The following is a 25,117-nucleotide window of genomic DNA, read 5'->3' on the forward strand; positions in this document are numbered from 1 at the left end:
ACCCCCGCGCGGCCCGGCGCGGGGCTCAGCCCTCGATCGCCAGCGCGAGCGGAAGCACCGCCTCCACCCCGGCCCGCCGCAGCGCCCGGGCCGCGACCGTCATCGTCCAGCGGGAGTCCACGACGTCGTCGACGAGCAGCACCGGCCCGCGCACCCCGGACAACGCCTCCCGCAGCTCCGGACCGACGACGACGCGGTCCCAGACGTTGGCCAGCCGGAAGGCGCTGTTGCCGCCGGGCTCGCCCACTGGTCCACCGTGCGCCAGGTCGAGCGTGCCGAGCAGCGGCAGCCGGCCGATCTGGCTGATCTGCTCGGCGAGCGACCCCACCACCGCCGGCCGGCGCCGCGACGGCATCGCGACCACCCCCTCGGGGCGCTGCGCCCAGCCCCAGCCGGACAGCACCTGCACCACCGCGCGGGTGACCTCCTCCGGCACCGGCGATCCCACCGTCGTCTCCCCGTCCGGGTCGTCCGAGACTCGCGACGTCCCTGCCTCGAGCACCGCGCGCAACCGTTGCCCCCACCCGAGGTCGGAGAGCCGCGTGAGCGCCCGCCCCTCGGCCGCCTGCTCCTCGGTTGGGATCTTGCCCTTCACCTCGACCCCGAGGCGGGGCATACCGGTCGGCCACTGCGCACGCGGGTCGATCGGCACCCCGACCGCGCCGAGCCGCTCGCGCGCCGACCCGACCGCCTCCTGCGGGATCTCCTCGGGGAACCACGCGCCCGCGCACCGGTCGCAGCGGCCGCACGGCTGCGCCGTCGCGTCGTCCAGGCACTCCTGCAGGAACGCCATGCGGCAGCCCTCGGTCTGCTGGTAGGCCACCATGAGCTCGGCCTCGCGCACGCGCGCCTCCGCGACCCGGGTGTAGCGCTCCTTGTCGTAGACCCACGGACGTCCCGTCGCCGTCCAGCCGCCGGGGACCTTCCCCACGGCCCCGTCGACGTCGAGCACCTTGAGCAGCAGCTCCAGCCGGGTGCGTCGCACGTCGACGATCGTCTCCAGCGCTGGCGTGGACAGCGGCCGGTCGCTCTCGGCGAGCGCGGTCAGCACCGCGTCCGCCTGGTCCTGCCGCGGCATCGACACCGTGGCGAAGTAGTTCCAGATGTCCCGGTCCTCCGAGCCGGGCAGCAGCAGCACGTCGGCCCGCTCGGTCGCGCGGCCCGCGCGTCCCACCTGCTGGTAGTAGGCCACCGGCGAGCTCGGCGCACCCAGGTGGACGACGAACCCGAGGTCGGGCTTGTCGAAGCCCATCCCGAGCGCGCTGGTCGCCACGAGCGCCTTGACCTGGTTGTCCCGCAGCGCCGCCTCGAGCCTCTCGCGGTCCTCGGTGTCGGTCCGCCCCGTGTATGCCGCGACCTCGTGCCCGGCGGCGCGCAGCGCCTCCGCGACGTCCTGCGCCGCCGACACCGTGAGGCAGTAGATGATGCCGCTGCCCGGGAGCGTTCCCAGGTGGGCCAGCAGCCAGCCCAGCCGCTGGTCGGGGGCCAGCCGCGGCAGCACGCCGAGCCGCAGCGAGGCGCGCGCCAACGGCCCCCGGATGGTCCGGACCGTGGCACCGCCGACCCCCAGCTGCTCGACGACGTCGTCGACCACCCGCTCGTTGGCGGTCGCCGTGGTCGCCAGCACGGGCGTGCCCTCGGGCAGCGCGTCGAGCAGGTTGCGGATGCGCCGGTAGTCCGGCCGGAAGTCGTGACCCCAGTCGCTGATGCAGTGCGCCTCGTCCACGACGAGCAGCCCGCAGCGTGCGGCCAGGTCGGGCAGCTGCTCCTCCCGGAAGCGCGGGTTGTTGAGCCGCTCCGGGCTCACGAGCAGCACGTCCACCTCGTCGGCGGCGAGCGCGGACCGAACGTCGTCCCACTCGGTGGCGTTGGCCGAGTTCATCGTCACGGCGCGCACGCCGGCTCGCCCGGCCGCCGCGATCTGGTCGCGCATCAGAGCCAGCAGCGGCGACACGATGACCGTCGGCCCGGCGCCCTGCTGCCGCCGCAGCGCGGTGGCCACGAAGTAGACCGCCGACTTGCCCCACCCGGTCCGCTGCACCACCAGCACCCGGGCGCGGTCCTCGACGAGGGCGCGCACCGCCTCGAGCTGCCCGTCCCGGAAGTCCGCGTCCTCCCGCCCCACGAGCCGCCGCAGCGCGGCGCGGGCACCCTCGGCCAGCGAGGTCGTCTCCTGCATCACATCCGGCATACCTCGACCGTAGTGCTCACCTCCGACACCCCACGCCACTAGGGTGTCTGCCGTGAACTGGGATCCCGTGACCGCAGTCCTCTTCGACCTGGACGGCGTGCTGACGCCGACCGCCGAGGTGCACATGCGCGCGTGGGAGGTGATGTTCACCCGGGTCCTGGAGCAGCAGCCCACCACCCAGGAGCCCTACACCGACCAGGACTACTTCGCCTACATCGACGGCAAGCCGCGCTACGAGGGGGTCCAGGACTTCCTCGACGCGCGCGGCATCGACCTGCCGACGGGCGAGCCGACCGACCCGCCGGAGCTCATGACCGTGTGCGGGCTGGGCAACCGCAAGAACGAGATCTTCAACGAGGTGCTCGCCGAGGAGGGCATCGCCCCCTACCCGGGCTCGCTCCGGCTGCTCGACGCGCTGGAGCAGCGGGGCATCGCGATGGCCGTCGTCTCCTCCTCCAAGAACGCCCCGTCGGTCCTCGCCACGGCGGGGATCGCCGACCGCTTCCCGGTCGTCGTCGACGGGTCGGTCGCCGCCCGCGAGCAGCTGCCGGGCAAGCCGGCCCCCGACACCTTCCTGTATGCCGCCCGCCGGCTGGACCGGGACCCGTCCGGCTGCGTGGTGGTCGAGGACGCCGTCTCGGGCGTGCGGGCCGGCGCGGCCGGGGGCTTCGCCCGGGTCGTGGGCGTGGACCGGGGCGCCGGGCACGGCACCCTGCTCGAGGCCGGCGCCGACGAGGTCGTCTCCGACCTCGCCGACCTCATCTGACCCTCCGTCCCCTGCCGAGAGGAACGTCACCGATGGCTGCCATGTCGCACCACCGCCCGCCCGCACCGGTCGACCCGTTGGACCGGACCCGCTTCCCCGCCCGCCCCTGGGAGCTGGCGGAGACCGCCTACGAGGACTCCGACCTCGGCGTGACCGAGACCCTCTTCGCCGTGTCCAACGGCTACCTCGGGCTGCGCGGCAACGTCGAGGAGGGCCGGGACACCTTCGCCCACGGCACCTTCGTCAACGGCTTCCACGAGACCTGGCCGATCCGGCACGCCGAGGAGGCCTTCGGGCTGGCCCGCGTGGGCCAGACCATCGTCAACGTCCCCGACCCCAAGACGATCAAGCTCTACGTCGACGACGAGCCGCTGCTGCTGTCGACCGCTGACCTGGAGCACTACGAGCGGACGCTGGACTTCCGCGCCGGGCTGCTGCGCCGCTCGGTGGTCTGGCGCACCAGCTCGGGCAAGCGGGTCAAGATCACCTCCTCGCGGATGGCCAGCGTCGTCGAGCGCCACCTGGCGGTCATGACCTTCGAGGTCGAGATGCTCGACGGGCACGCGGCGCTCGACATCTCCAGCCAGATCCTCAACCGGCAGGACGGCTCGGACGAGTACCACGTGACCAGCGCCGCGATGGGCGAGGGCGTCGACCCGCGCAAGGCCGAGTCCTTCGAGCACCGCGTGCTCGACCCGGTGCTCGCCGAGCCGCGCGACGGGCGCCTGCTCCTGGGCTACCGCTGCCACAACTCCGGTATGACGCTGGCCACGATGGTCCACCACGCCGTCGAGACGGACAACCCGTGGACCGCGCAGACGTCGGTGAGCGACGACCTCGCCAAGCACGTCATCCGGGTCGAGGCGCAGGAGGGCCGCCCGGTGCGGCTGGAGAAGCTCGTCGCCGTGCACACCTCCCGGGGCGTGCCGCCGCGCGAGCTCGCCGACCGCTGCTCGCGGACCCTGGACCGGGCTCTGCATCGCGGCGTGAGCGCCCTGCAGGAGGAGCAGGCGGTCATCTGGGCGCGCTTCTGGGAGGAGTCCGACGTCGAGCTGCCGGGCCAGCCCGAGCTGCGGCAGGCCGTGCGGTGGAACCTCTTCCAGCTCGGTCAGGCCTCGCTGCGGTCCGGCTCGCACGGGATCGCGGCCAAGGGCCTGACCGGCTCCGGCTACGGCGGGCACTACTTCTGGGACACCGAGTGCTACGTCCTGCCCTTCCTCGTCTACACCCACCCGCAGGCCGCCCGCAACGCGCTCCGCTTCCGGCACGGGATGCTCGAGGCGGCCCGGCGACGCGCGGCCGAGATGGCGCAGTACGGCGCGCTCTTCCCCTGGCGCACGATCAACGGCGAGGAGGCCTCGGCATACTTCGCGGCGGGGACGGCGCAGTACCACATCAACGCCGACGTGGCCTACGCGCTGATGAAGTATGCCCGGGCCACCGGCGACGACCAGTTCCTCCTCGACCAGGGCGTCGACATCCTTGTCGAGACCGCGCGCCTGTGGGCAGACCTCGGCTTCTGGCAGACCAACGGCAACCGCGAGTTCCACATCCACGCCGTCACCGGACCGGACGAGTACACGACGATCGTCAACGACAACCTCTTCACCAACGTCATGGCGCAGATCAACCTGCGGGCGGCGGTCGAGGCGGTCCGCGAGCTGCGGGCCTCGGACCCCACCCAGTTCGCCCGCGCCGTGACGCGCCTCGACCTCGCCGACCACGAGGTGGAGGCCTGGTCCCGGGCGGCCGACGGGATGCACATCCCGTTCGACGATGAGGTGGGGGTCCACCCGCAGGACAGCCACTTCCTGGAGCGCGAGGTGTGGGACCTGGACGCCACGCCCCCGGACAAGCGGCCGCTGCTGCTCAACTACCACCCGCTGGTCATCTACCGCTACCAGGTGCTCAAGCAGGCCGACGTCGTCCTGGCCCTCTATCTCGCGGGCAACGCCTTCTCCGCCGAGGAGAAGCTCGCGGACTTCGCCTACTACGACCCCATCACCACCGGGGACTCGACGCTGTCGGCCGTGGTGCAGTCGATCGTGGCGGCGGAGGTCGGCTACCACGAGCTCGCCCTGCGCTACTTCTACGCCGGTCTGTTCGTCGACCTCGCCGACCGTCACGGCAACGCCAGCGACGGGGTGCACGTCGCCTCGACCGGTGGCGTGTGGAGCGCACTGGTGGCCGGTTTCGGGGGGATGCGGGACCACGGCGGCATCCTCACCCTGGACCCTCGGCTGCCCCAGGGCTGGCCGGGGCTCACCTGGAGGATGCGCTGGCACGGCTCCCGGGTGCGGATCACGGTGGAGCCGGAACAGGTGCGGCTGGCGGTCGAGGTCGGGGAGCCGGTCAGCCTCCAGGTCCGCGGCGAGCAGGTCCACGTCGACGGGGACGAGGTCACCGTCCCGCTCGCGGACCAGGGCCCACGACTGGCAGGCTCGCCGAGCGCGCACGCCGGCACCGCCAGCATCCCCACCGACCGGTCCCCGGACGGTCCCGCACGCCCCGCGGCGGTGGTCCCGCACAGCTGGCCGGAGGAGGAGTGGGAGTCCACCGCCTCCCCTCCCCGCGAGGCGTTGTGATTGGCCCTGCGTGGCGTGCTGTGGTCGACTGTCGGGATGACTGACCCGACCGACATGCCCTTCCAGGGCGAGGATCGACCCTCGGAGTCGATCTACCAGGGTGAACGACCGGCCGCCGCCGTGGACGGGGCCCCGGTGACGACCCGGCTCGGTCAGCTGGCCGAGCCGGAGGAGACCGAGACCGACGTGCTGGCCGCCCGCGTCGCCGGGCCGGAGGACCACGAGGGCATGGCCGACCTGTGGCGGGCCACCATGGACCTGCCCTACTGGTGGTTCATCGCGGTGGGCGACCCGGGGATGGAGTCACCCGCCGCGGCCAAGATCGACGGGCAGCTCATGCTCCTCACCTACACCAGCGCCGAGCGTGCCCGGCACTTCGCGGTGCAGAACGAGATGGTCGCCCCCGAGGAGGACCTCCGGGCGATCGCCCTGTCCCCCCAGGAGCTCGTGGACACTGCCGAGGCCTACCAGGAGGCCGAGATCGCGGGCCTGATGTTCGACCCGCACCTGTCCGGCTACTTCATCCCCACCGACCAGCTCGGCGTCGTCTGGGACGCCGTCCACCAGGCCTGACGCTCAGCGTCCGGGGATGACGAGCTCCTGACCGGCCGCCACCGAGGTGGTGCTGAGGCTGTTGGCCCGCTGGATGCTCGTGACGGCCTGACTCAGCGGGACGTCGGGCAGCTCCTGCGCCGCGATCTGCGACAGCGTGGTGCCCCGCTCCACCACGACGGAGGACGTGGCGTCCGCCGGACCGAGCAGGCCGAGCATGGACCACGCCACCAGTGCGACGACGATGCTCGTCGTGGTGGTCAGCGCCAGCCGCCCACGACGCGTCAGCCGCAGGGCCCGCGCCGGGGTGGCCCGGGCGACAGGCATACCCGGCGTCGGCGTCGGCACCAGCCGCAGGTGCCGGCGGGTGACCTCGCGGGGGGCGGTGACCGGGAGGGGACTCAGGATGTCGTGCGCGATGGCGGTGCTCATGCTCTTCACCTTCCTCGTGGCGGTGCGGGACGGACATACGTCCGATCGCACGTCTGTCCTATTGATAGCACACACGTCGGACTCTGTCGACACGCGGACCGAACAGGTGTTTGCCTTCGTCCTGGGCCCGGCGTAGTCTGTGTTCATGTCAGAAACTCAAGCACCCACCACTGACATACCCTCTGACCAGGCATGATGCCCACAAGTCCGCAGCGCGGAGGCCGCGGACGGGACGAGGGTTGGGACCCGCACGAGGGGATGGAGACCATGGCCACGATTCACGAGATGCCGGATCGCGACGGCGGCGCCGGGCTGACCAACCGGCAGCGGCGCGTCCTCGACGTCATCCGCGACTCGGTCGACCACCGCGGCTACCCGCCGAGCCTGCGCGAGATCGGCGACGCGGTCGGTCTCACCTCACCGAGCTCGGTCGCCCACCAGCTCAAGATGCTCGAGCGCAAGGGCTACCTGCGCCGCGACCCGCACCGCCCGCGGGCGATCGAGGTCGTGCACCCCGGCAGCGAGGGCTCCGGCTACCGGCGCGGCGACGCCGAGGCCGGCGGCGCCCCCGACCAGGTGCACGACGAGACGGGCATCGGCGACTCCCGGCCGCAGCCCTCCTACGTCCCCATGGTGGGCCGGATCGCGGCCGGTGGCCCGATCCTGGCCGAGGAGGCCGTGGAGGACGTCTTCCCCCTCCCCCGCCAGATCGTCGGTGACGGCGAGCTGTTCCTGCTCAAGGTCGTCGGCGACTCGATGATCGACGCCGCCATCTGCGACGGCGACTGGGTCGTCGTCCGGCGCCAGCCCACGGCCGTCAACGGCGAGATCGTCGCCGCCATGCTCGACAACGAGGCCACGGTCAAGACCTACCGCCACCGCGACGGCAAGACCTGGCTCATCCCCCACAACCCCGCCTACGAGCCGATCGACGGCGACCACGCGGTCATCCTGGGCAAGGTCACGGCGGTCCTGCGCCGGGTCTGACCCCGGTCCGTCCCCATGCCGGGCGCGGCACGCGCCCCCACCGACCGCGGCGTCGGTCCCCGGCCCCTCCATCCTCTCCGGGGGCCGGCGCCGCGACTCCCGCTCAGGCCGAGGGCGCAGGCCCCTGGTCCACGGAGTAGTAGTCGTAGAGCTGCTCCTCCTCGTCCTCGGTCAGGTGACCGTCGCACGGGATGTCCGGTGCGTCCTTGATCATGGCGAGGGGGTAGGGCACCTGGATCCGGCCCCCCTGGATCGTGGCGTTCGACACCGGGCACAGGATCTTCCGGCCCCCGAACCAGCCGGCCCGGATCGACACCCACGCGGGGTTGCCCGTCCCGTTGTCGAGATAGACCTGGTCCATCCCGCCGACCTTGTGCCCGTCCTGGTCGACGACCTCGGCGTCGTACATCTCACCCAGCTGCTCGTAGGTGACCACAGCGACCTCCTCGCACGCGGCCCGGGCGGGCCGTCCTCCCCCACTTAACCACGCAGGTCCGCGACCAGCGCGGGAAGCACGTCCCCCACGAGCGCGTCGACACCCACGGTCGTCTCGGCGTCCCCGCGTGTGCCACCCCGGGTGACGACGGCGACGGGTATGCCCTCGCGCGCCGCCCGCCGCACGAACCGGTAGCCGCTCATCACCTGCAGCGAGGAGCCGAGCACCAGCAGGACCCGGGCCTGCTCCACGAAGGTGTAGGCCCGCTCGACGACGCCCTTGTCCACCGACCCCCCGAAGAAGACGACGTCCGGCTTGAGCCGGTCGCGTCCGCAGACGAGGCACAGCGGGGGCCGGAAGGCCTGCACCTGGGCCTCGGGCAGCGCGACGTCGCCGTCCGGCCGGACCGGCGAGGTGGCGTCCACCGCGACCAGGAAGCCGGGGTTGGCGTCGGCGAGCCACTCCTGCACCTGGTCCCGCGTCGTCACCTCCCCGCAGTCCAGGCAGACCACGCGGTCCAGCGTGCCGTGCAACTCGAGCACCCGGTGGCTCCCCGCCTGCTGGTGCAGCCCGTCGACGTTCTGCGTGATGACGTGGCGGACCAGGCCCAGCCGCTCCAGGTCGGCGACGGCACGGTGGGCGGGGTTGGGCCGGGCGGAGGCGAAGCGCGTCCAGCCGACGTAGGCCCGCGCCCAGTAGCGCTGCCGGGCGGCGGCGGAGCCGACGAACTCGCCGTGCTGCATCGGCTGGACCCGCCGGGTGCCGTCCGGCCCCCGGTAGTCCGGGATGCCGCTGGCCGTCGACATCCCCGCCCCGGTGAGCGCCACCGCACCCCCACCCGCCACGAGCTCCCGGAGCCGGGCATACGCCCCCGGCTCCACCACCGCCGGGGCGGGCACGGTCAGCGCTGCGTCGAGCGGGCCGACCGCGCTCATGGCGATCCCTTCCGAGGCAGCGTCAGCACGAAACGGGTGCGGCCAGGCCGGGAGTCGACCTCGACCCGGCCGCCGTGGGCCCGTGCCACGGCGGCGACGATGGAGAGGCCGAGCCCGGTGCTGCCCGCGGCGCGCGACCGCGAGGTCTCGCCCCGGGCGAAGCGCTCGAAGACGGTCTCCTGCAGCTGCTCCGGTATGCCCGGCCCGTCGTCCGCGACGACCACCTCCACCTCCTCGCCCACGGTCCGCAGCCCGGTGGTGACGGTCGTCCCGGGCGGGGTGTGGGTCCGGGCGTTGGCGAGCAGGTTGACCAGCACCTGCCGCAGCCGGGCCTCGTCGCCGACCAGCTCCACCGGCTCCTCCGGCAGGTCGAGCACCCAGGTGTGGTCCTGCCCGGCGGCGCGGGCGTCGCTCACCGTGTCCAGGCAGACCAGGGTCAGGTCCACCCGCGCCCGCTCCAGCGGGCGCCCGGCGTCCAGGCGGGCGAGCAGCAGCAGGTCCTCGACGAGCCCCTGCATCCGCAGCGACTCGGCCTCCACCCGGTCCAGGGCGTGCCGGACGCCGGCGGGGACCGGCTCGCTCTCGCGCCGGGAGAGCTCGGCATACCCCCGGATCGAGGCGAGCGGGGTCCGCAGCTCGTGCGAGGCGTCGGCGACGAACTGCCGGACACGCTGCTCGCTGGCGTGGCGCACCGACAGGGCCGACTCCATCGTCTCCAGCAGCTCGTTGAGCGCCTGCCCGACCTGGCCCACCTCGGTCCCGGGATCGGTGTCCGCCGCCGCCACCCGGTCCGCGACCGCCACCTCGCCGCGCTCCAGCCGCTGCTGGGAGACCCGGCGCGCGGTGGCCGCCACCCGGTCCAGGGGCGCGAGGTCGCGCCGCACCAGCCACGCCGACCCCGCGCCCGCCGCGAGCAGGGAGAGCAGCGCCGCCGGCACGAGGATGGCCACGGCCTGCCGGGTCGTGTCCGTGACCCCGGCCAGGGGCAGACCGGTGATCAGGGTCGTGCTGCCGTCCGGGCTCTGGTCCACCACCACCCGATAGTCCCCCACCCCGGCGCCCAGGTCCACGGAGAACGGCTCGGCCCCCGCCGCGGCGGCCTCGGCCTCCTGCGCCGCCTCGGTGAGCACGGTCAGCTGCGCCTCGTCCAGCGACCCGAACTCGTTGTCCGTCGTGACCACGGAGTTGACGACCACCTGGTCGCCCTCCCGGACCACGGTGAGCGAGCGGTCGCCCCCGCCCGGGGGACGGCCGGGGCCGCGCAGGTCCTCGCCCGGTCCGCCCAGGGGCGGCTGCTCGAAGCCGCCCTCGACCTGGCCGCCGACCCGCTCGCTGGACAGGCGCAGGTCCTCGTCGAGCTGGCCGATGAGGGTATGCCGCAGCGCCAGGACCGTGGCGACGCCGGAGAGCAGCAGCACGCAGGCGAAGATCGCCACCACGGAGGTGACGATCTTCGCGCGCAGGGACCTGCTGCGACCCGCCACCGTCAGGAGCCCGCGGCCGGCTTGAGGACGTAGCCGGCGCCCCGCATGGTGTGGATCATCGGCTCGCGGTCGTGGTCGATCTTCTTGCGCAGGTAGGAGATGTAGAGCTCGACGATGTTGGCCTGCCCGCCGAAGTCGTAGTTCCACACCCGGTCCAGGATCTGCGCCTTGGACAGCACCCGGCGCGGGTTGCGCATGAGGAAGCGCAGCAGCTCGAACTCGGTGGCCGTCAGCGAGATCTCGGTCCCGGCCCGGACGACCTCGTGGCTGTCCTCGTCGAGGGTGAGATCCCCGACGGCGAGCACCGAGCTGGGCTCCTGGGCGACGACGGCGGTGCGCCGGATGAGCGCGCGCACCCGCGCGACCACCTCCTCGAGGCTGAACGGCTTCGTGACGTAGTCGTCGCCCCCGGCCGTCAGACCGGCCACCCGGTCCTCCACGGCGTCCTTGGCCGTGAGGAAGAGCACGGGGACGTCGGGCTCGACCGCCCGCATCCGCCGCAGCACCTCCAGGCCGTCGAAGTCGGGCAGCATCATGTCGAGCACCACGGCGTCGGGGGCCAGCTCGCGGGCGACGCGCACCGCGTCCATCCCGGTGCCGGCGGTCCGCACCTCCCAGCCCTCGTAGCGCAGGGCCATCGACAGCAGCTCGGTCAGGTGCTCCTCGTCGTCGACGACGAGGACCCGCACGGGTGTCCCGTCGAGGCGGGCGAGGGTCGGGGCGGGCTTCATGGTGCCATCACACCCTGCCACCCCGTGCGTCGTCTAGGTGCCGGCTGTGCGTCCGCTGTGCGACCTCGTCCTCACCGTCGCCCGAGGGCGGTGATGCGGCCGGAGTCCCGCAGCGCGGTCATGACGTCCGAGGCAGCGGCGACCTGCGGGTGCGGCGGTCGCAGCGGGGCGTCGAGGCGGATCGCCTGGGGGCTGTGCCGACGGATCGAGGCGTCGGCCACGAGGTAGCCGTACCGGCACAGCACCATCTGCTCCTGCGCGCTGAAGGCGTCCAGGTCCGTGCGCACCCGGTGGATCGCCCCGAGCACCTCCGGGGCATACCCGTCGAGCACCGGGCCGGACGGGGCACCGGTGCCGCGACGCAGGTCGGCGGGCGACTCCAGCGACCACGTCGCGCCGGCCACCGTGCCTGCCGCGAAGCTCGCGCGCAGCCAGCGCAGCCGCGCCGTCTGGCCGCCGCTCGAGGCGATGGACAGCAGCCGCCACAGCCGGGCGAGCACCGACCCGGCGGCCTGCCCGCGGAAGACCGCTCCCCCGTCGCTGACCAGCACCGTCGCGTGGTCGGTCCAGACCGGTTCCAGGGCCAGGTTGTCGTAGACCCCGCCGTCCACGAGCTGGATCCGGCGCCGGATCGCGGCGCGGACCTCCTCCGGCTCGTCCGGCTCGGCGGAACCACCGGTGAGACCGAGGTCGGCACCGTCGAGCTCGAGCGGGCCCAAGAAGGGCGGGTATGCGCAGGAGGCGGCCACCGCGTCCACCAGCCGCAGCCCCGGGGGCGGGGCGGCGTGCCCGAGCCGGTGGTCTCCGACCCGTCCCCGCGGCCCGACCGAGTGCGGGTCGGCGAAGAGCCAGGAGACGCCGTAGCCGATCTCGGTGGCCCCGGTGAGCACCACCGGGCCGCCCGTGCGGCGGTGCTCGCGCAGGTCGGTGCCCCACCAGGGGATCGCCCGTTCGAGCTCGTCGGCGAGCACGTGCACGCTCGCGTCGGGGCGGCCCCAGCCGCTCGGCCGGACCTTGGACAGCAGCGCGGGGGTGCGCAGGTTGCGGCGGGTCAGCGCGAGCAGCGGCTGGGCGACGAGCTCCTCCAGCCCACCGACGCGCCCGCCGCCGGCGTCGGCGTCGGGCCACTCCAGCTCGGGGTGGAGCAGCAGGTTGGCGAGCACCGCGCCGCCGGAGACCGCGCTGATGGTGCGCAGCGACCCGAGGACCCCCAGCTCGTCGAGCCGCCGGACGGCGCCGAGGTGGAACAGCGAGGCCCGGAAGCCCCCGCCGGACAGGCACAGGGCAGCGCCCCGCCTCGGGCGCCGCGCCGACGGCCCGTGGTGGGCCGTGGCCCGGGCCGCCTCCAGCTGGGCCAGCGCCGGGTCGCCGGGCGGTGGCCCGGGGTGCGGGTGCAGGTGCGCGGGGAGCACGGGACCAGCAGACCTGCGCCGGGTGACGCGGGCGTGAACGACGCCGCCGGTGTCGGCGTCCGGCAGATGACGAACGGCGAGCCAACTATGATCGGGGCCATGTTCGACGCCGCAGGGCTGCGCGTGATGCGGGCCATCGCCGACGAGGGGTCCTTCACGGCCGCCGCGGCCTCCCTGGGCTACACCCAGCCGGCGGTCTCCCAGATGGTCCGCCGCCTCGAGCAGCGCGCGGGCACGGCGCTGGTGGAGCGCATCGGCCGCACCGTGCGGCTCACCGAGGCCGGCCAGCTGCTCGCGACCCGGGCCGCGGAGATCCTGGACCGCATCGACGAGGCCGAGGCCGAGGTCATCGCCATCGCCGGGCTCAAGGCGGGCCGGGTGCGGCTCATGGCCTTCCCCTCCTCGTCCGCGACCCTCGTGCCGCGCGCCCTGGCCGAGCTGCGGCGCAGCCACCCCGCGGTGACGGTGCAGTTCAGCGAGGCGGAGCCGCCGGAGTCGCTGACCGCCGTGCGGGCCGGTGCCGTGGACCTCGCGGTGGCCTTCGCCTACGAGGGCACCGACGCCGGGCGGGGCGAGGACGACCTTGACGGTCTGGTGGTCATGGACGTGCTCGACGACCCGGTGATGCTCGTCCTGCCGGCTGACCACCCGCTCGCGGGACAGGACGAGGTGCACCTGGCCGACCTGTCGGCCGACCGCTGGATCGCGGGCTGCCCCCGGTGCCGGGGCCACCTGCTGACGCTCGCCGACCACGCCGGCTTCAGCCCGGACGTCACCTTCGAGACCGAGGACTACGTCGCGGTGCTCGGCCTCGTGGCCGCCGGGCTCGGTGTGGCCCTGGTCCCGCAGCTCATCCTCTCGACGGTCTCGCACCCGGAGGTCGTCATCCGGCCGGTGTCCCCGCCCTCCCGGCGCACCGTGCAGGTCGTCACGACACCGGACCTGCAGCGTGTCCCCGCGGTGGCCGCGACCCTCGATGCGCTGTGCCACAGCGCCCGCGAGCTGGGTGGCTCGCCGTGCGCGCACATCGTCGCCCGCGCCTGAGCAGGCCCTCTCCTCAGCCCAGCCTGCTGCCGCCCTGGCTCCCTCCGCCCTGGCGACCGATCTTGGTGACCTCACGCAGGAAGTTCAGCGGCGAGGGCGGCGTGCCGCGGCTGACGACGTCGACCGTGGCCCGGGGGTGCTCGTCGCCCGTGGCCTCGGTCACCAGGGTCCGGGCGAGGTCGGCACGCGAGGTGAATCGCCCCTGCAGCCGCGGAGGCCCGACCTCGAACTCGCCCGGCCCGTCGGCGTCGTAGAGACCCGCGGGACGGACGATCGTCCACCGCACCGGGCTGTCGCGGACGAGTCGCTCCATCCGCTCCATGTCGTCGTAGAGCGTGCGCCCGAGCACCCGCCGCAGCAGGAGCGGCTCGACCACCCTGCGCCAGGCCCACGTCTCGCCGGGCACCGGGCGGTCCGCGACGGTGGTGCTGCTGACGCACACAAGTCGGTCGACGCCGTGCCGGGACATCGCGGCGAGGATGTGGCGTGCCCCGGTGGAGTAGACCGTGACCCGCCGGCGCGAGTACGGCACCCCGTAGGTCGAGATCACCGCATCACCACCCTCGACCGCGTCAGTCACTGCTTCGGCGTCGGCCACGTCGGCGCCGACCACCCGCACGGCCTCGCCGTCGTGGTCACCGACCGGGAAGTGCTCCGGTCGCCGCGTGACAGCGGTGACCTGGTGGCCGGCGTCGAGGGCCTGCTGGTCCACGTGGCGGCCCGTGGGGCCGCTGCTGCCGAAGACCACCAGGCGCATGCTGGCCAGCCTCTCATCCATCCCTCCACCATGCGCAGGTCGTCCTCACTCCCGGGCGTGCGGCACCAGCCGGCTGCGGGTGTCGCGGACCACCGCGACGTCGCCGTGCAGGTCGGTGCGCAGCACCACCGCCCCGGCCTGCGACAGGAGGCTGAGCGCGCTCGGGCTCGGGTGCCCGAAGTCGTTGTCCGCCCCGACACCGATGAGGGCGACCTCGGGATCCGCACCCAGGACCAGCCGCTCGTCCTGGGCCGCCGACCCGTGGTGCGCGACCTTGAGCACGTCGTAGTCCCGCCCCTGCGTGGACTCGCGCACCTGCCGGGCGCTCTCCGGCTCCAGGTCGCCGGTGAGCAGCAGCGCGGTGCCCCCGACGTCGACGTCCAGGACGATGCTGGCGTTGTTGGCGGCCGACCCGGCGACCGGTGGCGTCGCCGAGGGCCAGAGCACCGTCGCCCGGGCGGCGCCGACGTCCCACCGGTCCCCCACCCGGGCCTGGTGCACGGGTATGCCCTCCGCCGCCAGCAGCCCCAGGGTCGCCGCGGCCACCTCGGGTGGGTCCCGCACCGGCGTGACCAGGACCTGCTCGACCTGGGTCCCGCCGAGCACCCCGGGGAGCCCCGCGACGTGGTCGGTGTGGAAGTGGGTGAGGACCAGCAGGTCGACCGTCCCGACCTCGAGGTCGTGCAGGCAGGTCCTCACCGCCGTGGGGTCCGGACCGGTGTCCACCAGCAGGGCGTGCCCGGGTGCGGTGCGGACGACGAAGGCGTCCCCCTGGCCGACGTCGCACCCGGCCACCACCCATCCCGGTGGGGGCCAGCCGCGCAGACCGGGCACGGGAAGCGCCGAGGCGAGTACGACGGCAGCCAGGGCCACCGCTGCCCACGGGCGGCGCCTGCCGAGACGGAGCCAGCGCCGGCCGGTGACCAGGAGCAGGACGGTGAGGACGGCGAGGGCCCACGCCCCCAGCGCGCCGTCCCACCACTCGAGGCTGCCCAGGGGCGCACGGGCGCAGACCCGGGCGATCCGGCCGATGGCCCAGGCGGGCACCGCCGCTGCCCAGGCGACGGCGCTGCCCAGCACGGTCGAGACGGGCGCCAGCACCGCCGCGAGCAGCCCGAGGATGGTCGTGGGCGGGACCAGCGGGGCCGCCAGCAGGTTGGCGAGGACGGCGACGGTCGTGATGTCTCCCTGCAGCAGCACGATGACCGGGGCGCAGATCACCTGCGCCGCCAGCGGCACCGCCGCGGCCCGCGCCGCCAGCCCCGCCCACCCCGGGAGGACGGCCGCCATGGCCAGGCCCCAGGGACGCGCCCAGAGCACCAGCCCGAGCGTGGCCAGGGTCGAGAGTGCGAAGCCGTAGGACCGGGCCAGCCAGGGGTCGAGGCACAGCAGCACGAGCACGGCTCCCCCGAGCAGCGGCAGGCTCGTCCGGCGGCGTCCACCGGCGAGCGCCACCAGGGCGATCGCTCCCATCACCCCGGCCCGCAGGACCGACGGCTCGGGCCGGCACAGCAGGACGAAGCAGACGAGCCCGGCCAGGACGACCGGAAGCCGCCACCGGCGCGGCAACCCGGCGCGCACGACGAGCAGGGCCACGCCGCCCACGACGATCGCCACATTGCTGCCGCTCACGGCGGAGAGGTGCGTCATGCCGGTGTCGCGCATGGCCTGGGTCAGGTCGGGTGGCGTGAGCGAGCTGTCGCCGATGACGAGCCCGGGCACGAGGCCCCGGGCATCGGTCGGCAGCGGGTCGACGGCCTCGCGGAAGCTCGCCCGCACGTGGTCCACCCCTCGCAGCAGCGCCGGGGGCGGGCTGACGACGGTGGGCGGACCGCGCTGCACGAGCACGGCGACCGCGCGCTCGCCCGGTCGTCCGGGCCCCCACCGGCCCGAGACCTCCACCACGCTGCGCCAGGCCACCGCCCCGTCGGTCCACCCCTGCCCGGCGGTGGCCATGACGACCACCGGCGTGGCCGGTCGGGTGGTCTCGCCGCGGGCGGAGGCCTGCACCACGCGTCCCTCCAGCACGACGAGGGGATCGCGCTCGTCGGCCCGCGCGATCAGCCGGGGCTCGGTGGTGACCAGCACCCGGGCGGTGGTGACCGCTCTGTCCTGCGCCCAGCCGGCGACCGGGCCCGCCCGCGCCACCGCCGTGTGCAGGCTTGTCGCACCGACGACCAGCGCGATCGCGGCGGCCGACAGGGCGAGCTGTTGGCGCCACCCGGACGGTCGCCGGCCCGTCCGGCCGGACGGGCGGCCCGCGAGGAGACCGAGGAGCAGCGCGGCGACCAGCGACACCACGGCGACGAGCGGCGGCACCCACCGTGGGCCGACGAGGACGGCCACCAGCACGGCCCAGGCGGCCAGCGCGGGCAGCAACAGCCGCAGGTCGTGCGGCGGCTCGGGGTCCAGCTCCGAGTCCGGCTCCGGCTCGGTCTCCGGCTCCGGCCCCGACTCCGGCCCCGGCTCCGAGTCAGGCTCGGGCTCGGTCTCCGGCCCCGAGGCGGGCTCCGTCTCCGCCGCCCTCTCTGGGGCACCGTCCGTACGGCCACCCCTCATCCGACGGTGACGTGCGGCTCGAGGTCCTCCAGCGTGCGGTCGCCGATGCCGCTCACCTCCAGCAGCTCGGCGACCGCGGTGAAACGACCGTGCTCCTCGCGCCACTCCAGGATGCGCCCGGCGGTGACCGGGCCGATCCCGGGCAGTTCTTCGAGCTCGGCCTGGGTCGCGGCGTTGAGGTCGACGACCGGTGTCGACGACTGCTCCTGGCCCGTCCCCGACCCCGGTGCGCCGCCCGTCCCGCTCGACCCGAGGGCGCCGGTCCCGGTGACGGGAACGCCCGCCACCCAGCCCGGCGGAGGTTCCTCCCCCGGCGCCCCGATCCACACCTGCTCCCCGTCGACGACGGCGCGAGCCAGGTTGACCGAGCCCGGGTCGGCCTCGCTCGTGAGCCCGCCGGCGGCGTCCACCGCGTCCACCACCCGCGAGCCGGCCTCCACCTCCACCACCCCGGGGGCGGCGACCTCGCCGATGACGTGCACGAGCAGCGGCCCCTCCGTCGCGGGTGCGCCGGTCTCACCGACCTGCGCGGCCTTCGCCTCGCCGGGCTGCCCCTCGCCCGGCTGCCCGTCGCCCGGCTGCGGCACCTCTCCCGTCGCGCCGAGCGATGCCGCACCTGCCGTCGGCGCGACGGTCGCGGACGCCACCTCCGCGGCCCCCGTGGCCATGGGCACGGCCGTCGCGCGCTGCTCGACCCACCACCAGCGCCCGCCGAGCACGGCCAGCACCAGCGCCGCGACGAGCACCATGCCGCCGACCGCCCGGGCCCCGACACCGATCTGGGCCATCCGGCCCGCCCCGGGAACGGCGACGAGCCGGCCCAGCAGGAGGTCAGCCTGCTCCGCCTGCCCGGCGGGCTCCTCGGCCGTCGGCAGACGGCCCGTCCGGTGGCGCCCTGCGTGCGCGTCCTCGTCCCCCATGACCCGCACGCTAGGCAGGTCCGCCCCATCGCGGGAGGGCCTGTCTCAGATCTGTGGACGACCCGGCCGTCCGGCGCGGGATGTGGACGACAGCTCAGCCGCCGGCGGCCACCACGACGCCCAGCGTGCCCGGACCGGTGTGCACGCCGATCCCCGGGTCGAGCGGCGCCACCTGCACCTCGACCCCGACCCGCTCGCCCAGCCCGGCCGCGAGCTCCGCGGCGGCCTCCTCTGCGCCCAGCTCATGCACCCCGACCCGGGGCCCACCGCCGGCCGCACGCACCTGCTCGGCCGCCTCCACCGCGAGGTCGGCCAACCGGGCCAGCGCACGGCCGCGGGTGCGCACCCGCTCGGCGAGCACCACCTCGCCGTCGTCCACACCCAGCAGCGGCTTGATCGCGAGCGCGGAGCCGAGGACGGCCTGCGCCCGGCCCAGCCGACCGCCCCGCCGCAGGTGCTCCAGGCTGTCGACGTAGAACCACGCGCGCGCCCCACCCGCCCGTTCCCGGACAAGACGCTCCACCTCCTCCACGGTCGCCCCGGCCCGCGCCAGCGCGGCGGCGTCGAGCGCCGCCCACCCGAGCGGCAGCCCGACGGTGCGGGAGTCGACCACCCGCACCTCGACCTCGTCGGCCACCTCCTGGGCGGCGAGCCCGGCCGCCTCCACGGTCCCGCTGAGCCGGCCCGACAGGTGCACCGAGACGATCCGGCGGCACCCCGTCTCCGCGACCAGCTCGCGGTAGCCCGCGACGAACTCGCCCGGGGAGACCCGGCTCGTCGAGATGCGCTCGCGCCCGGCGCGGAGCACGTCGACCACCTCGGCCTGCGTCACCTCGCGGGAGTCGCCGCGACGCCCCTCCACCATGACGTGCAGCGGCAGCACCCGCAGCGGCGCACCGGCCTGCTGCCCGGGCGGCAGGCAGCTCGCGCTGTCGGTGAGGAGGGCGACGTCCATGAGGGCCGGGTATGCCTGGGCGGGCTCAGACGACGATGTTGACCAGGCTCGGGGCCCGGACGATCACCTTGCGCACGGGCGCCCCGTCGAGGAAGCGCTGCACCTTCTCGCTGCCCAGCGCCAGCGCCTCCAGGTCGGCCTCGCTGATGTCGGCCGCGACCTCGAGCCGGTCCCGGACCTTGCCCTTGACCTGGACCACCGCGGTCACCGCGTCGTCCACGAGCAGGGCCGGGTCCGCCTCCGGGAAGGGGGCGTACGTGAGGTCCTCGTGCCCGAGCCGTTCCCACAGCTCGGCGCCCAGGTGCGGCGCGACCGGCGCGACCATCTGCACCAGCGGCTCCACCGCCGCCCGCGGCACCCGGTCCAGCTTGGTGAGCAGGTTGTTGAGCTCGATCATCCGGGCGATGGCGGTGTTGGTCCGCAGCGCGGCGTAGTCCGAGCCCACGGCGTCGATGGTCCGGTGCAGCGCGGTCGCCAGCTCCGGGCTGAGCTCCTCCTCCACGACGGTGACCTCACCGGTGTCCTCGTCGACGACGTTGCGCCACAGCCGCTGCAGGAAGCGCTGGCTGCCGACGACGGCCCGGGTCTCCCAGGGGCGGTACTGCTCGAGCGGGCCCATGCTCATCTCGTAGACCCGGAAGGTGTCGGCGCCGAACTGCTCGACCATCTCGTCCGGGGTCACGACGTTCTTCAGCGACTTGCCCATCTTGCCGTACTCCTGGGTGACCGGCTGTCCGTTCCAGGTGTAGGTCGAGGGCCCGCCGTCGGAGGAGGTGTGCTCCTCCACCTCGGCCGCGGGCACGGGGAAGCCGCGCGCGTCGCGGTAGACGTAGGCCTCGATCATGCCCTGGTTGATGAGCCGCCGGAACGGCTCCTCGCTGCTCACGTGGCCCAGGTCGAACAGCACCTTGTGCCAGAATCGGGCATACAGCAGGTGCAGCACGGCGTGCTCGACCCCGCCGACGTACAGGTCCACCCCGCCAGGGTCGACGGCGCCCTGCCTCGCGCCGGGGACGGTCTGCTCCCGCGGCCCGATCCAGTACTCCTCGACCTGCGGGTCGACCGGGGCGTCCTCGTTGGCCGGGTCCAGGTAGCGCAGGTAGTACCAGCACGACCCGGCCCAGTTGGGCATCGTGTTGGTCTCCCGCCGGACCGGCACCGGGCCGCGCCCGTCGCCCAGGTCCATCGTCGTCTCGACCCACTCCTGCGCGCGCGCCAGCGGCGCCTCGGGCTCGGAGTCCGCGTCGTCGGCCTCGAAGGTCCGGGGCGCGTAGTCGGGCACGTCCGGCAGGGTCACCGGCAGCTCGTCGTCGGGCACCGCGTGGGCGACACCGTCCTCGTCCCAGACGATCGGGAAGGGCTCGCCCCAGTAGCGCTGCCGGCTGAACAGCCAGTCGCGCAGCCGGTAGGTCACCGTCGCGCGCCCGCGACCGGTCTGCTCCAGCCAGGCGATGATGCGCTCCTTGGCCTCGGCGACCCCGAGCCCGTCCAGGCTGATCTCGTCGTTGGCGGAGTTGATCGCCGGCCCCTCGCCGGTGAAGGCCTCGTCCTGCGGGTGGTCCGGGGTCGGCTCCACCGTCCGGACGATGGGCAGGTCGAAGGCGGTGGCGAAGGCCCAGTCGCGCTCGTCCTGGCCCGGCACCGCCATGATCGCGCCGGTGCCGTAGCCCATGAGCACGTAGTCGGCGACGAAGACGGGGACCTGTGCCCCGGTCACCGGGTTGGTGGCGAAGGCACCGGTGAAGACACCGGTCTTGTCCTTGCCCTCGGTCTGGCGCTCCACGTCGCTCTTGGTCGAGGCCGCCCGCTGGTATGCCGTCACCGCCTCGCGCGGGGTCGTGGCACTCCCGGTCCACGCGTCCTTCGTCCCCTCCGGCCAGGCGTCGGGGACGATCTGCTCGACCAGCGGGTGCTCGGGCGCGACGACCATGAAGGTCGCACCGAAGAGGGTGTCGGGCCGGGTCGTGAAGACCTCCAGCTGTCCCTCCTCGCCGGCGGCGGTGGCCACCGGGAAGGCGACCTGCGCACCGGTGGAGCGCCCGATCCAGTTGCGCTGCATCAGCCGGACACGTTCGGGCCAGTCCAGGCGGTCCAGGTCGTCGGTGAGGCGGTCGGCATACGCCGTGATCCGCATCATCCACTGCGACAGGTTGCGCTTGAAGACCGGGAAGTCACCCCGCTCGGACCGGCCGTCGGCGGTGACCTCCTCGTTGGCCAGGACGGTGCCCAGGCCCGGGCACCAGTTGACCGGTGCGGCGGAGACGTAGGCCAGGCGGTAGCCGTCCAGGACCTCGGCCTGCTCGGCCGCCGACAACTCTGCCCAGTCCCGGCCGTCCGGGGTGGCCCGCTCACCGTTCGCGAGCTGCTCGACCAGCTCGGCGATCGGCCGGGCCCGGCCGGTGCCGGCCTGGCCCGAGCCCTCGCGCGGCGCGGCGTCCGGGTCGTACCAGGAGTCGTGGATGCGCTGGAAGATCCACTGCGTCCAGCGCACGTAGTCGGGGTCGATGGTGGCGAAGGTGCGGCGCGGCTCGTGCGACAGACCGATCATCCGCATCTGCCGCCGGTAGGTCGCCATGGCCTCCTCTGTGGTCACCCGAGGGTGCTGGCCGGTCTGCACGGCGTAGTGCTCGGCGGGCAGGCCGAAGGCGTCGAAGCCCATGGCATACATGACGTTGGCGCCGGTCGTGCGCAGGTAGCGGGTGTGGACGTCGGTGGCGACGTAGCCCAGCGGGTGCCCGACGTGCATCCCCGCGCCGGAGGGGTAGGGGAACATGTCCATGATCACCCGGTGCCCGCGCCCCTCACCGAGGCGGGGGTCGTCCGGCGCGGCCCAGGGTCCGGCCGGGTTGGCCGAGGCGAAGGTGTCCTCGCTCTCCCACCGGTCCTGCCAGCGGCGCTCGATCCGGCCGGCCAGCTCGGCGGTGTAGCGGTGCTGCGGGATGCGCTCGCTCATGCCTGTCTCTCGTCTCGTTCTCGCTGCGGGTGTGCTCGTGCTCCGTGCATACGAAAGCCCCTCACGCAGGAGGGGCCGGCCGCGCTCGCAGGTTATGCGTCCTGCCTAGCGCGGCCCGACAAGGAGGAGCTCGCAGCGGGTCGCCATGGTGCCGCCCATGGTAGCGCAGCGGGCGCCCACCCCGCCCGGGGGTGGACGCCCGCTGCGTCAGGCTCGCCGGTCGCTCAGGCGCCGAGCGAGTTGAAGCGCTTGGCCATGGCCGACTTCTTGTTGGCGGCCTGGTTCTTGTGGATGACGCCCTTGGAGACGGCCTTGTCCAGCTTGCGCGACGCGGCGTGCAGGGCCTGCTCGGCCTTGCCCGTGTCCCCGCTGTCCACGGCCTCGCGGAAGCGGCGGATGAAGGTGCGCAGCTCCGACTTGTGGGCGCGGTTGCGCTCGGTGCGCGCGGCGTTGGTCTTGACGCGCTTGATCTGGCTCTTGATGTTTGCCACTGAGAACTTCCTGGTCAGTCGTTGGTCTGGTGTCGTGAGGGCGACGCCCGCGCTCCGGCGAACTGGCGTGGGGATGCCTGGCGATGTCCGGTGCACGGGGGTGGTGCGAATGATCTCCGCTGGAGATCCACGAGCGCGCACGACCGAGCGCGCACGCAAAGGTCCACGTTAGCAGCGCCTGCGCGCCTCGCCCAAGTCGCGGCCGGGAACGCAGGCGTGACCGGCCCCCGGTCATACCTGGACGCGACGCAGCCCCATCCCGGAGCGTCCGCCCGCGTCGGTGCGGACGGCGAGCACCTGGTGCAGCTCCATCCCCCGCCGCTCGAAGTTCATCCGCGACCCGGCCAGGTAGAGGCCCCAGACCCGCGCGCGGCCCAGACCCGCCTCGGCGACGCACTCCTCCCAGTGCTCGGTGAGGTTGGCGCACCAGGCACCGCAGGTCCGGGCGTAGTGCTCGCGCAAGTTCTCGTGGTGGCGGACCTCGAGCCCGGCGTCCTCGATCCGGGAGACGATCGTGCCCGACCCGGCGAGCTCGCCGTCGGGGAAGACGTAGCGCTCGACGAAGGCCTGCTTCGCCATCGGCGCCCGCTGGTTGTCGGCCCAGGTGATGCAGTGGTTGAGCAGCCGGCCCTCGTCGCGCAGCCGGTCGCGCAGGAAGGCAAAGTAGGCCGGGTAGCGGCGCACCCCGATGTGCTCGGTCAGCCCGATCGAGGAGACGGCGTCGAAGCCCCGCTCGGTGACGTCGCGGTAGTCGCCGTAGCGGATCTCGGCGCGGTCGGCGAGCCCCTGCCGCTCCAGCATCTGCTGGCCCCAGGATGCCTGCTGGCGCGAGAGCGTCACGCCGAGGGCGGTCACGCCGTAGTGCTCCACCGCGTGCCGGACCATCTGGCCCCAGCCGCAGCCCACGTCGAGCAGGCGCATCCCCGGCTCCAGCCCCAGCTTGCGGCAGACCAGGTCGTGCTTGTGCGCCTGCGCCTCCTCCAGGGTCGCGTCGTCCTGCGGGTATGCCGCGCACGTGTAGGTCATCGACGGGCCGAGCACGAGCTCGTAGAACCGGTTGGAGACGTCGTAGTGGTGGGCGATGGCGGCGGCGTCGCGGCGGCGGCCGTGCCGGAGCCCGTCGGCGAGGCGGCGGACGCGGGTGGGCGTCTCCTCCGGCGGGAGCGCTGGCGGCCGGGGACGCAGCTGGGCGAGAGCGGAGGCCAGGTGCGGCAGCTCGGCCGGCGAGCGCCGCTTGGTCGTGACCAGGTCCCGCAGCAGCACCATCTCGGGGTAGGGGTCGCCCTCGACCATCCCCTCGATGCGCAGGTCGCCGGAGAGGTAGGCCCGGGCCAGGCCGAGCTCGCTGCTGGGCGAGGTGACCAGGTGCTCCAGCGCCCGCCGGGAGTCGAGGTGGAGCACCCTGCCCTGCGGGTCGCCGCCGTGGGAGCCGTCCCAGGCGGCCACCGCCAGGCCGGGCACCGGCCCGACGAGGGCCTCGAACATCTGGGCACCGGAGAGAGGGCTCATCGTGATCCCACCGCCTTGTCGTAGAGAGAGGGGAGTCGGCCGTCCGGGTCGTAGCGCGCCTTGACCCGCGCGTAGGTGTCCCCGCCGTAGAGCTCGTCGAAGGTCTGCCGGTCGTAGGTCGCGGTGGAGTAGAGGCCCTTGTGACCGCCGAGCTCGGTGACCTTGTCCTCGATGGCCCGGTTGACGTCGCCGTCCCGGCCGCCGGGGGCGATGTCGACGGCCGACCAGAAGCCGACGTTGACGTAGTCACGACCGGCCTCCATGGGGTAGAGCGGCCACGGGCGGGGCTCGGAGGTGTCGCGCAGCCGGACCGGGCAGAGCCAGAGCGGCTCGACGGGCACGGTGCGCAGGAACCAGCGCAGGAACTCGGCGGTCCGCTCCAGCGGGATCTCGACGTCCTGCACGACCCGCTCCTGGTCGGGCAGGCCGCGCAGCCGTCGCAGCCGGGCCTGCGGGGCGTACCTCTCCTCGAGGCCGATGATGCGCCGGTAGACGTCGCTGCGCCGCCAGCGGGCCGGCCACACCCGCCGGACGGCGGGGTGCTGCACGCCGAGGGCCCGGGAGCACCAGAACCAGTCGGTGTCCCAGCGCCACAGGTAGTCCTCGGCGCGCAGCAGGTCGCGGCGCCGGTGCTGCACGGAGCGGTAGTAGATCTGCTGGCCGGTGTAGTCGCTCGGTCCCCCGGGGACGCTGCCGAGGGCCTCCTCGGCGCTCACCCAGCGGCCGAGGGTGAGGTAGCTCTCCGTGCCGGAGAAGACGACCCCGTCGAGGAAGTCGACCCCCTCCCCGGCATACGCGCCGGCGGCCATGACCTCGCCGACCGCGTCCAGGGCGGCGTCGAGGTCGGTGAACCGCTCGTGGCGCAGGGCGACGAAGGGCTGCGCGGCCTCCAGCTCGACCACGAGGCCGAGGCAGTAGCCGAGGGTGCCGTAGGAGTTGGCCAGCGCGTGGAAGAGGTCGGCGTGCTCGCCCTCGGGGCGGGCGGTGACGACCTCGCCGGACCCGGTGAGGACGTCGGCCTCGAGCACCGACTCGTGCGGCAGGCCGGAGCGGAAGGAGGAGGACTCGATGCCGAGCCCGACGACGGCCCCGCCCAGGGTGATGGTGCGCAGCTGCGGCACGACCAGCGGGATCGCCGGGCCCTCCCCGGGACCGCCGTGGAGCAGCTCCCCGGTCAGCTGCTCGTAGGTGGTGAGGCCACCCACCAGCGCCGTGCCGGGCTCCTGCGACGACGCGGGCCGACGGGCGAGGACCCCGGTGAAGGGGCTGAGGTCGAGGTGGGCGACCTCCCCGGTCCGGGGGCGGAAGAGGTTGCTGGTGCGCTTGGCCAGGCGCACCGGCCGGTCGGCGGGCAGCGCGGCATACCGTGACCGCGCCTGCTCGACCGCGGCGAGGTAGCCCGGTGGCCGCTCCATGCC

Annotated in this window: 20 protein-coding genes; 5 read left to right on the forward strand and 15 right to left on the reverse strand. The window is 74.1% G+C overall.

Going from position 1 to position 25,117, the window contains the following annotated elements; all coding sequences use genetic code 11:
- Nucleotides 1-25: 25 nt before the first annotated feature.
- On the reverse strand, nucleotides 26-2,191 hold the full coding sequence (locus SGUI_RS04910) for a RecQ family ATP-dependent DNA helicase (RefSeq protein WP_237141456.1): 2,166 nt from the start codon (nucleotides 2,189-2,191) through the stop codon (nucleotides 26-28).
- Nucleotides 2,192-2,243: 52 nt separating this feature from the next.
- On the opposite strand from SGUI_RS04910, the gene SGUI_RS04915 reads away from it, so the two are divergent.
- Genes SGUI_RS04915 through SGUI_RS04925 form a run of 3 tightly spaced genes read left to right on the forward strand, consistent with a single transcriptional unit; the run spans nucleotide 2,244 to nucleotide 6,115 of the window.
- On the forward strand, nucleotides 2,244-2,957 hold the full coding sequence (locus SGUI_RS04915; RefSeq protein WP_083190504.1) for an HAD family hydrolase: 714 nt from the start codon (nucleotides 2,244-2,246) through the stop codon (nucleotides 2,955-2,957).
- Nucleotides 2,958-2,989: 32 nt separating this feature from the next.
- Nucleotides 2,990-5,542, forward strand: a complete 2,553-nt coding sequence (locus SGUI_RS04920; RefSeq protein WP_066637035.1) for a glycoside hydrolase family 65 protein — start codon at nucleotides 2,990-2,992, stop codon at nucleotides 5,540-5,542.
- A gap of 36 nt (nucleotides 5,543-5,578) precedes the next feature.
- Entirely contained in the window at nucleotides 5,579-6,115 is a 537-nt protein-coding gene (locus tag SGUI_RS04925; protein WP_066637037.1) for a hypothetical protein, read from the forward strand.
- A 3-nt stretch (nucleotides 6,116-6,118) separates the two neighbouring features.
- Here the strand turns inward: SGUI_RS04925 and SGUI_RS04930 are convergent, their stop codons facing one another.
- Entirely contained in the window at nucleotides 6,119-6,526 is a 408-nt protein-coding gene (locus tag SGUI_RS04930; RefSeq protein ID WP_066637039.1) for a LysM peptidoglycan-binding domain-containing protein, read from the reverse strand.
- Nucleotides 6,527-6,793: 267 nt separating this feature from the next.
- Here SGUI_RS04930 and lexA point away from each other — a divergent pair, with 267 nt between their 5' ends.
- The gene (gene lexA / locus SGUI_RS04935; protein ID WP_066642781.1) at nucleotides 6,794-7,513 is read left to right on the forward strand and encodes a transcriptional repressor LexA; all 720 of its coding nucleotides are present in this window, start codon (nucleotides 6,794-6,796) and stop codon (nucleotides 7,511-7,513) included.
- 103 nt (nucleotides 7,514-7,616) lie between these two features.
- Here lexA and SGUI_RS04940 read toward each other — a convergent pair whose 3' ends face one another.
- The 5 genes from SGUI_RS04940 to SGUI_RS04960 form a co-directional block, all read right to left on the reverse strand.
- Nucleotides 7,617-7,949, reverse strand: coding sequence for a PRC-barrel domain-containing protein (locus SGUI_RS04940; RefSeq protein WP_066637041.1), 333 nt, complete (start codon nucleotides 7,947-7,949; stop codon nucleotides 7,617-7,619).
- A gap of 44 nt (nucleotides 7,950-7,993) precedes the next feature.
- Complete coding sequence (locus tag SGUI_RS04945) at nucleotides 7,994-8,884, reverse strand: Sir2 family NAD-dependent protein deacetylase (RefSeq protein ID WP_066637043.1); 891 nt, start codon at nucleotides 8,882-8,884, stop codon at nucleotides 7,994-7,996.
- The gene (locus SGUI_RS04950; RefSeq protein WP_066637045.1) at nucleotides 8,881-10,368 is read right to left on the reverse strand and encodes a sensor histidine kinase; all 1,488 of its coding nucleotides are present in this window, start codon (nucleotides 10,366-10,368) and stop codon (nucleotides 8,881-8,883) included. The genes SGUI_RS04945 and SGUI_RS04950 overlap by 4 nt, the downstream gene beginning before the upstream one ends.
- Before the next feature lie 2 nt (nucleotides 10,369-10,370).
- Nucleotides 10,371-11,099, reverse strand: a complete 729-nt coding sequence (locus SGUI_RS04955; RefSeq protein ID WP_066637047.1) for a response regulator transcription factor — start codon at nucleotides 11,097-11,099, stop codon at nucleotides 10,371-10,373.
- A gap of 71 nt (nucleotides 11,100-11,170) precedes the next feature.
- Nucleotides 11,171-12,511, reverse strand: coding sequence for a patatin-like phospholipase family protein (locus SGUI_RS04960; RefSeq protein ID WP_237141457.1), 1,341 nt, complete (start codon nucleotides 12,509-12,511; stop codon nucleotides 11,171-11,173).
- A 99-nt stretch (nucleotides 12,512-12,610) separates the two neighbouring features.
- Here SGUI_RS04960 and SGUI_RS04965 point away from each other — a divergent pair, with 99 nt between their 5' ends.
- Complete coding sequence (locus tag SGUI_RS04965; RefSeq protein ID WP_066642786.1) at nucleotides 12,611-13,555, forward strand: LysR family transcriptional regulator; 945 nt, start codon at nucleotides 12,611-12,613, stop codon at nucleotides 13,553-13,555.
- 13 nt (nucleotides 13,556-13,568) lie between these two features.
- Here SGUI_RS04965 and SGUI_RS04970 read toward each other — a convergent pair whose 3' ends face one another.
- The 8 genes from SGUI_RS04970 to SGUI_RS05005 form a co-directional block, all read right to left on the reverse strand.
- Nucleotides 13,569-14,333 carry an NAD(P)-dependent oxidoreductase gene (locus tag SGUI_RS04970; protein WP_202816610.1) on the reverse strand — a complete coding sequence of 255 codons (765 nt, stop codon included), beginning with the start codon at nucleotides 14,331-14,333 and terminating at the stop codon, nucleotides 13,569-13,571.
- 24 nt (nucleotides 14,334-14,357) lie between these two features.
- Nucleotides 14,358-16,871, reverse strand: coding sequence for a ComEC/Rec2 family competence protein (locus SGUI_RS04975; protein WP_083190505.1), 2,514 nt, complete (start codon nucleotides 16,869-16,871; stop codon nucleotides 14,358-14,360).
- Nucleotides 16,868-17,791 carry a ComEA family DNA-binding protein gene (locus SGUI_RS04980; RefSeq protein WP_157621744.1) on the reverse strand — a complete coding sequence of 308 codons (924 nt, stop codon included), beginning with the start codon at nucleotides 17,789-17,791 and terminating at the stop codon, nucleotides 16,868-16,870. The genes SGUI_RS04975 and SGUI_RS04980 overlap by 4 nt, the downstream gene beginning before the upstream one ends.
- A gap of 94 nt (nucleotides 17,792-17,885) precedes the next feature.
- Complete coding sequence (locus tag SGUI_RS04985; protein ID WP_066637049.1) at nucleotides 17,886-18,746, reverse strand: DegV family protein; 861 nt, start codon at nucleotides 18,744-18,746, stop codon at nucleotides 17,886-17,888.
- Between the two features lie 25 nt (nucleotides 18,747-18,771).
- A complete protein-coding gene (gene leuS / locus SGUI_RS04990; protein ID WP_066637051.1) occupies nucleotides 18,772-21,699 on the reverse strand; it encodes a leucine--tRNA ligase in 2,928 nt (975 codons plus the stop codon).
- A 224-nt stretch (nucleotides 21,700-21,923) separates the two neighbouring features.
- Entirely contained in the window at nucleotides 21,924-22,190 is a 267-nt protein-coding gene (gene rpsT, locus SGUI_RS04995; protein ID WP_066637053.1) for a 30S ribosomal protein S20, read from the reverse strand.
- Nucleotides 22,191-22,421: 231 nt separating this feature from the next.
- Complete coding sequence (locus SGUI_RS05000) at nucleotides 22,422-23,699, reverse strand: class I SAM-dependent methyltransferase (RefSeq protein WP_066637061.1); 1,278 nt, start codon at nucleotides 23,697-23,699, stop codon at nucleotides 22,422-22,424.
- Complete coding sequence (locus SGUI_RS05005; RefSeq protein WP_066637063.1) at nucleotides 23,696-25,114, reverse strand: FAD-binding oxidoreductase; 1,419 nt, start codon at nucleotides 25,112-25,114, stop codon at nucleotides 23,696-23,698. The genes SGUI_RS05000 and SGUI_RS05005 overlap by 4 nt, the downstream gene beginning before the upstream one ends.
- Nucleotides 25,115-25,117: the final 3 nt, after the last annotated feature.

This window comes from Serinicoccus hydrothermalis, from assembly GCF_001685415.1.
Taxonomy (GTDB): domain Bacteria; phylum Actinomycetota; class Actinomycetes; order Actinomycetales; family Dermatophilaceae; genus Ornithinicoccus; species Ornithinicoccus hydrothermalis.

Excerpts from the sequence above, each read along its gene's own strand:
- SGUI_RS04965 (WP_066642786.1), top strand. The coding sequence starts at position 12,611 with ATGTTCGACGCCGCAGGGCTGCGCGTGATGCGGGCCATCGCCGACGAG.
- SGUI_RS04925 (WP_066637037.1), top strand. The coding sequence starts at position 5,579 with ATGACTGACCCGACCGACATGCCCTTCCAGGGCGAGGATCGACCCTCG.
- SGUI_RS04945 (WP_066637043.1), bottom strand. The coding sequence starts at position 8,884 with ATGAGCGCGGTCGGCCCGCTCGACGCAGCGCTGACCGTGCCCGCCCCG.
- SGUI_RS05000 (WP_066637061.1), bottom strand. The coding sequence starts at position 23,699 with ATGAGCCCTCTCTCCGGTGCCCAGATGTTCGAGGCCCTCGTCGGGCCG.
- lexA (WP_066642781.1), top strand. The coding sequence starts at position 6,794 with ATGGCCACGATTCACGAGATGCCGGATCGCGACGGCGGCGCCGGGCTG.
- leuS (WP_066637051.1), bottom strand. The coding sequence starts at position 21,699 with ATGAGCGAGCGCATCCCGCAGCACCGCTACACCGCCGAGCTGGCCGGC.
- SGUI_RS04980 (WP_157621744.1), bottom strand. The coding sequence starts at position 17,791 with ATGGGGGACGAGGACGCGCACGCAGGGCGCCACCGGACGGGCCGTCTG.
- SGUI_RS04930 (WP_066637039.1), bottom strand. The coding sequence starts at position 6,526 with ATGAGCACCGCCATCGCGCACGACATCCTGAGTCCCCTCCCGGTCACC.
- SGUI_RS04985 (WP_066637049.1), bottom strand. The coding sequence starts at position 18,746 with ATGGACGTCGCCCTCCTCACCGACAGCGCGAGCTGCCTGCCGCCCGGG.
- SGUI_RS04955 (WP_066637047.1), bottom strand. The coding sequence starts at position 11,099 with ATGAAGCCCGCCCCGACCCTCGCCCGCCTCGACGGGACACCCGTGCGG.
- SGUI_RS05005 (WP_066637063.1), bottom strand. The coding sequence starts at position 25,114 with ATGGAGCGGCCACCGGGCTACCTCGCCGCGGTCGAGCAGGCGCGGTCA.
- SGUI_RS04910 (WP_237141456.1), bottom strand. The coding sequence starts at position 2,191 with ATGCCGGATGTGATGCAGGAGACGACCTCGCTGGCCGAGGGTGCCCGC.
- SGUI_RS04975 (WP_083190505.1), bottom strand. The coding sequence starts at position 16,871 with ATGAGGGGTGGCCGTACGGACGGTGCCCCAGAGAGGGCGGCGGAGACG.
- SGUI_RS04920 (WP_066637035.1), top strand. The coding sequence starts at position 2,990 with ATGGCTGCCATGTCGCACCACCGCCCGCCCGCACCGGTCGACCCGTTG.
- SGUI_RS04970 (WP_202816610.1), bottom strand. The coding sequence starts at position 14,333 with ATGGATGAGAGGCTGGCCAGCATGCGCCTGGTGGTCTTCGGCAGCAGC.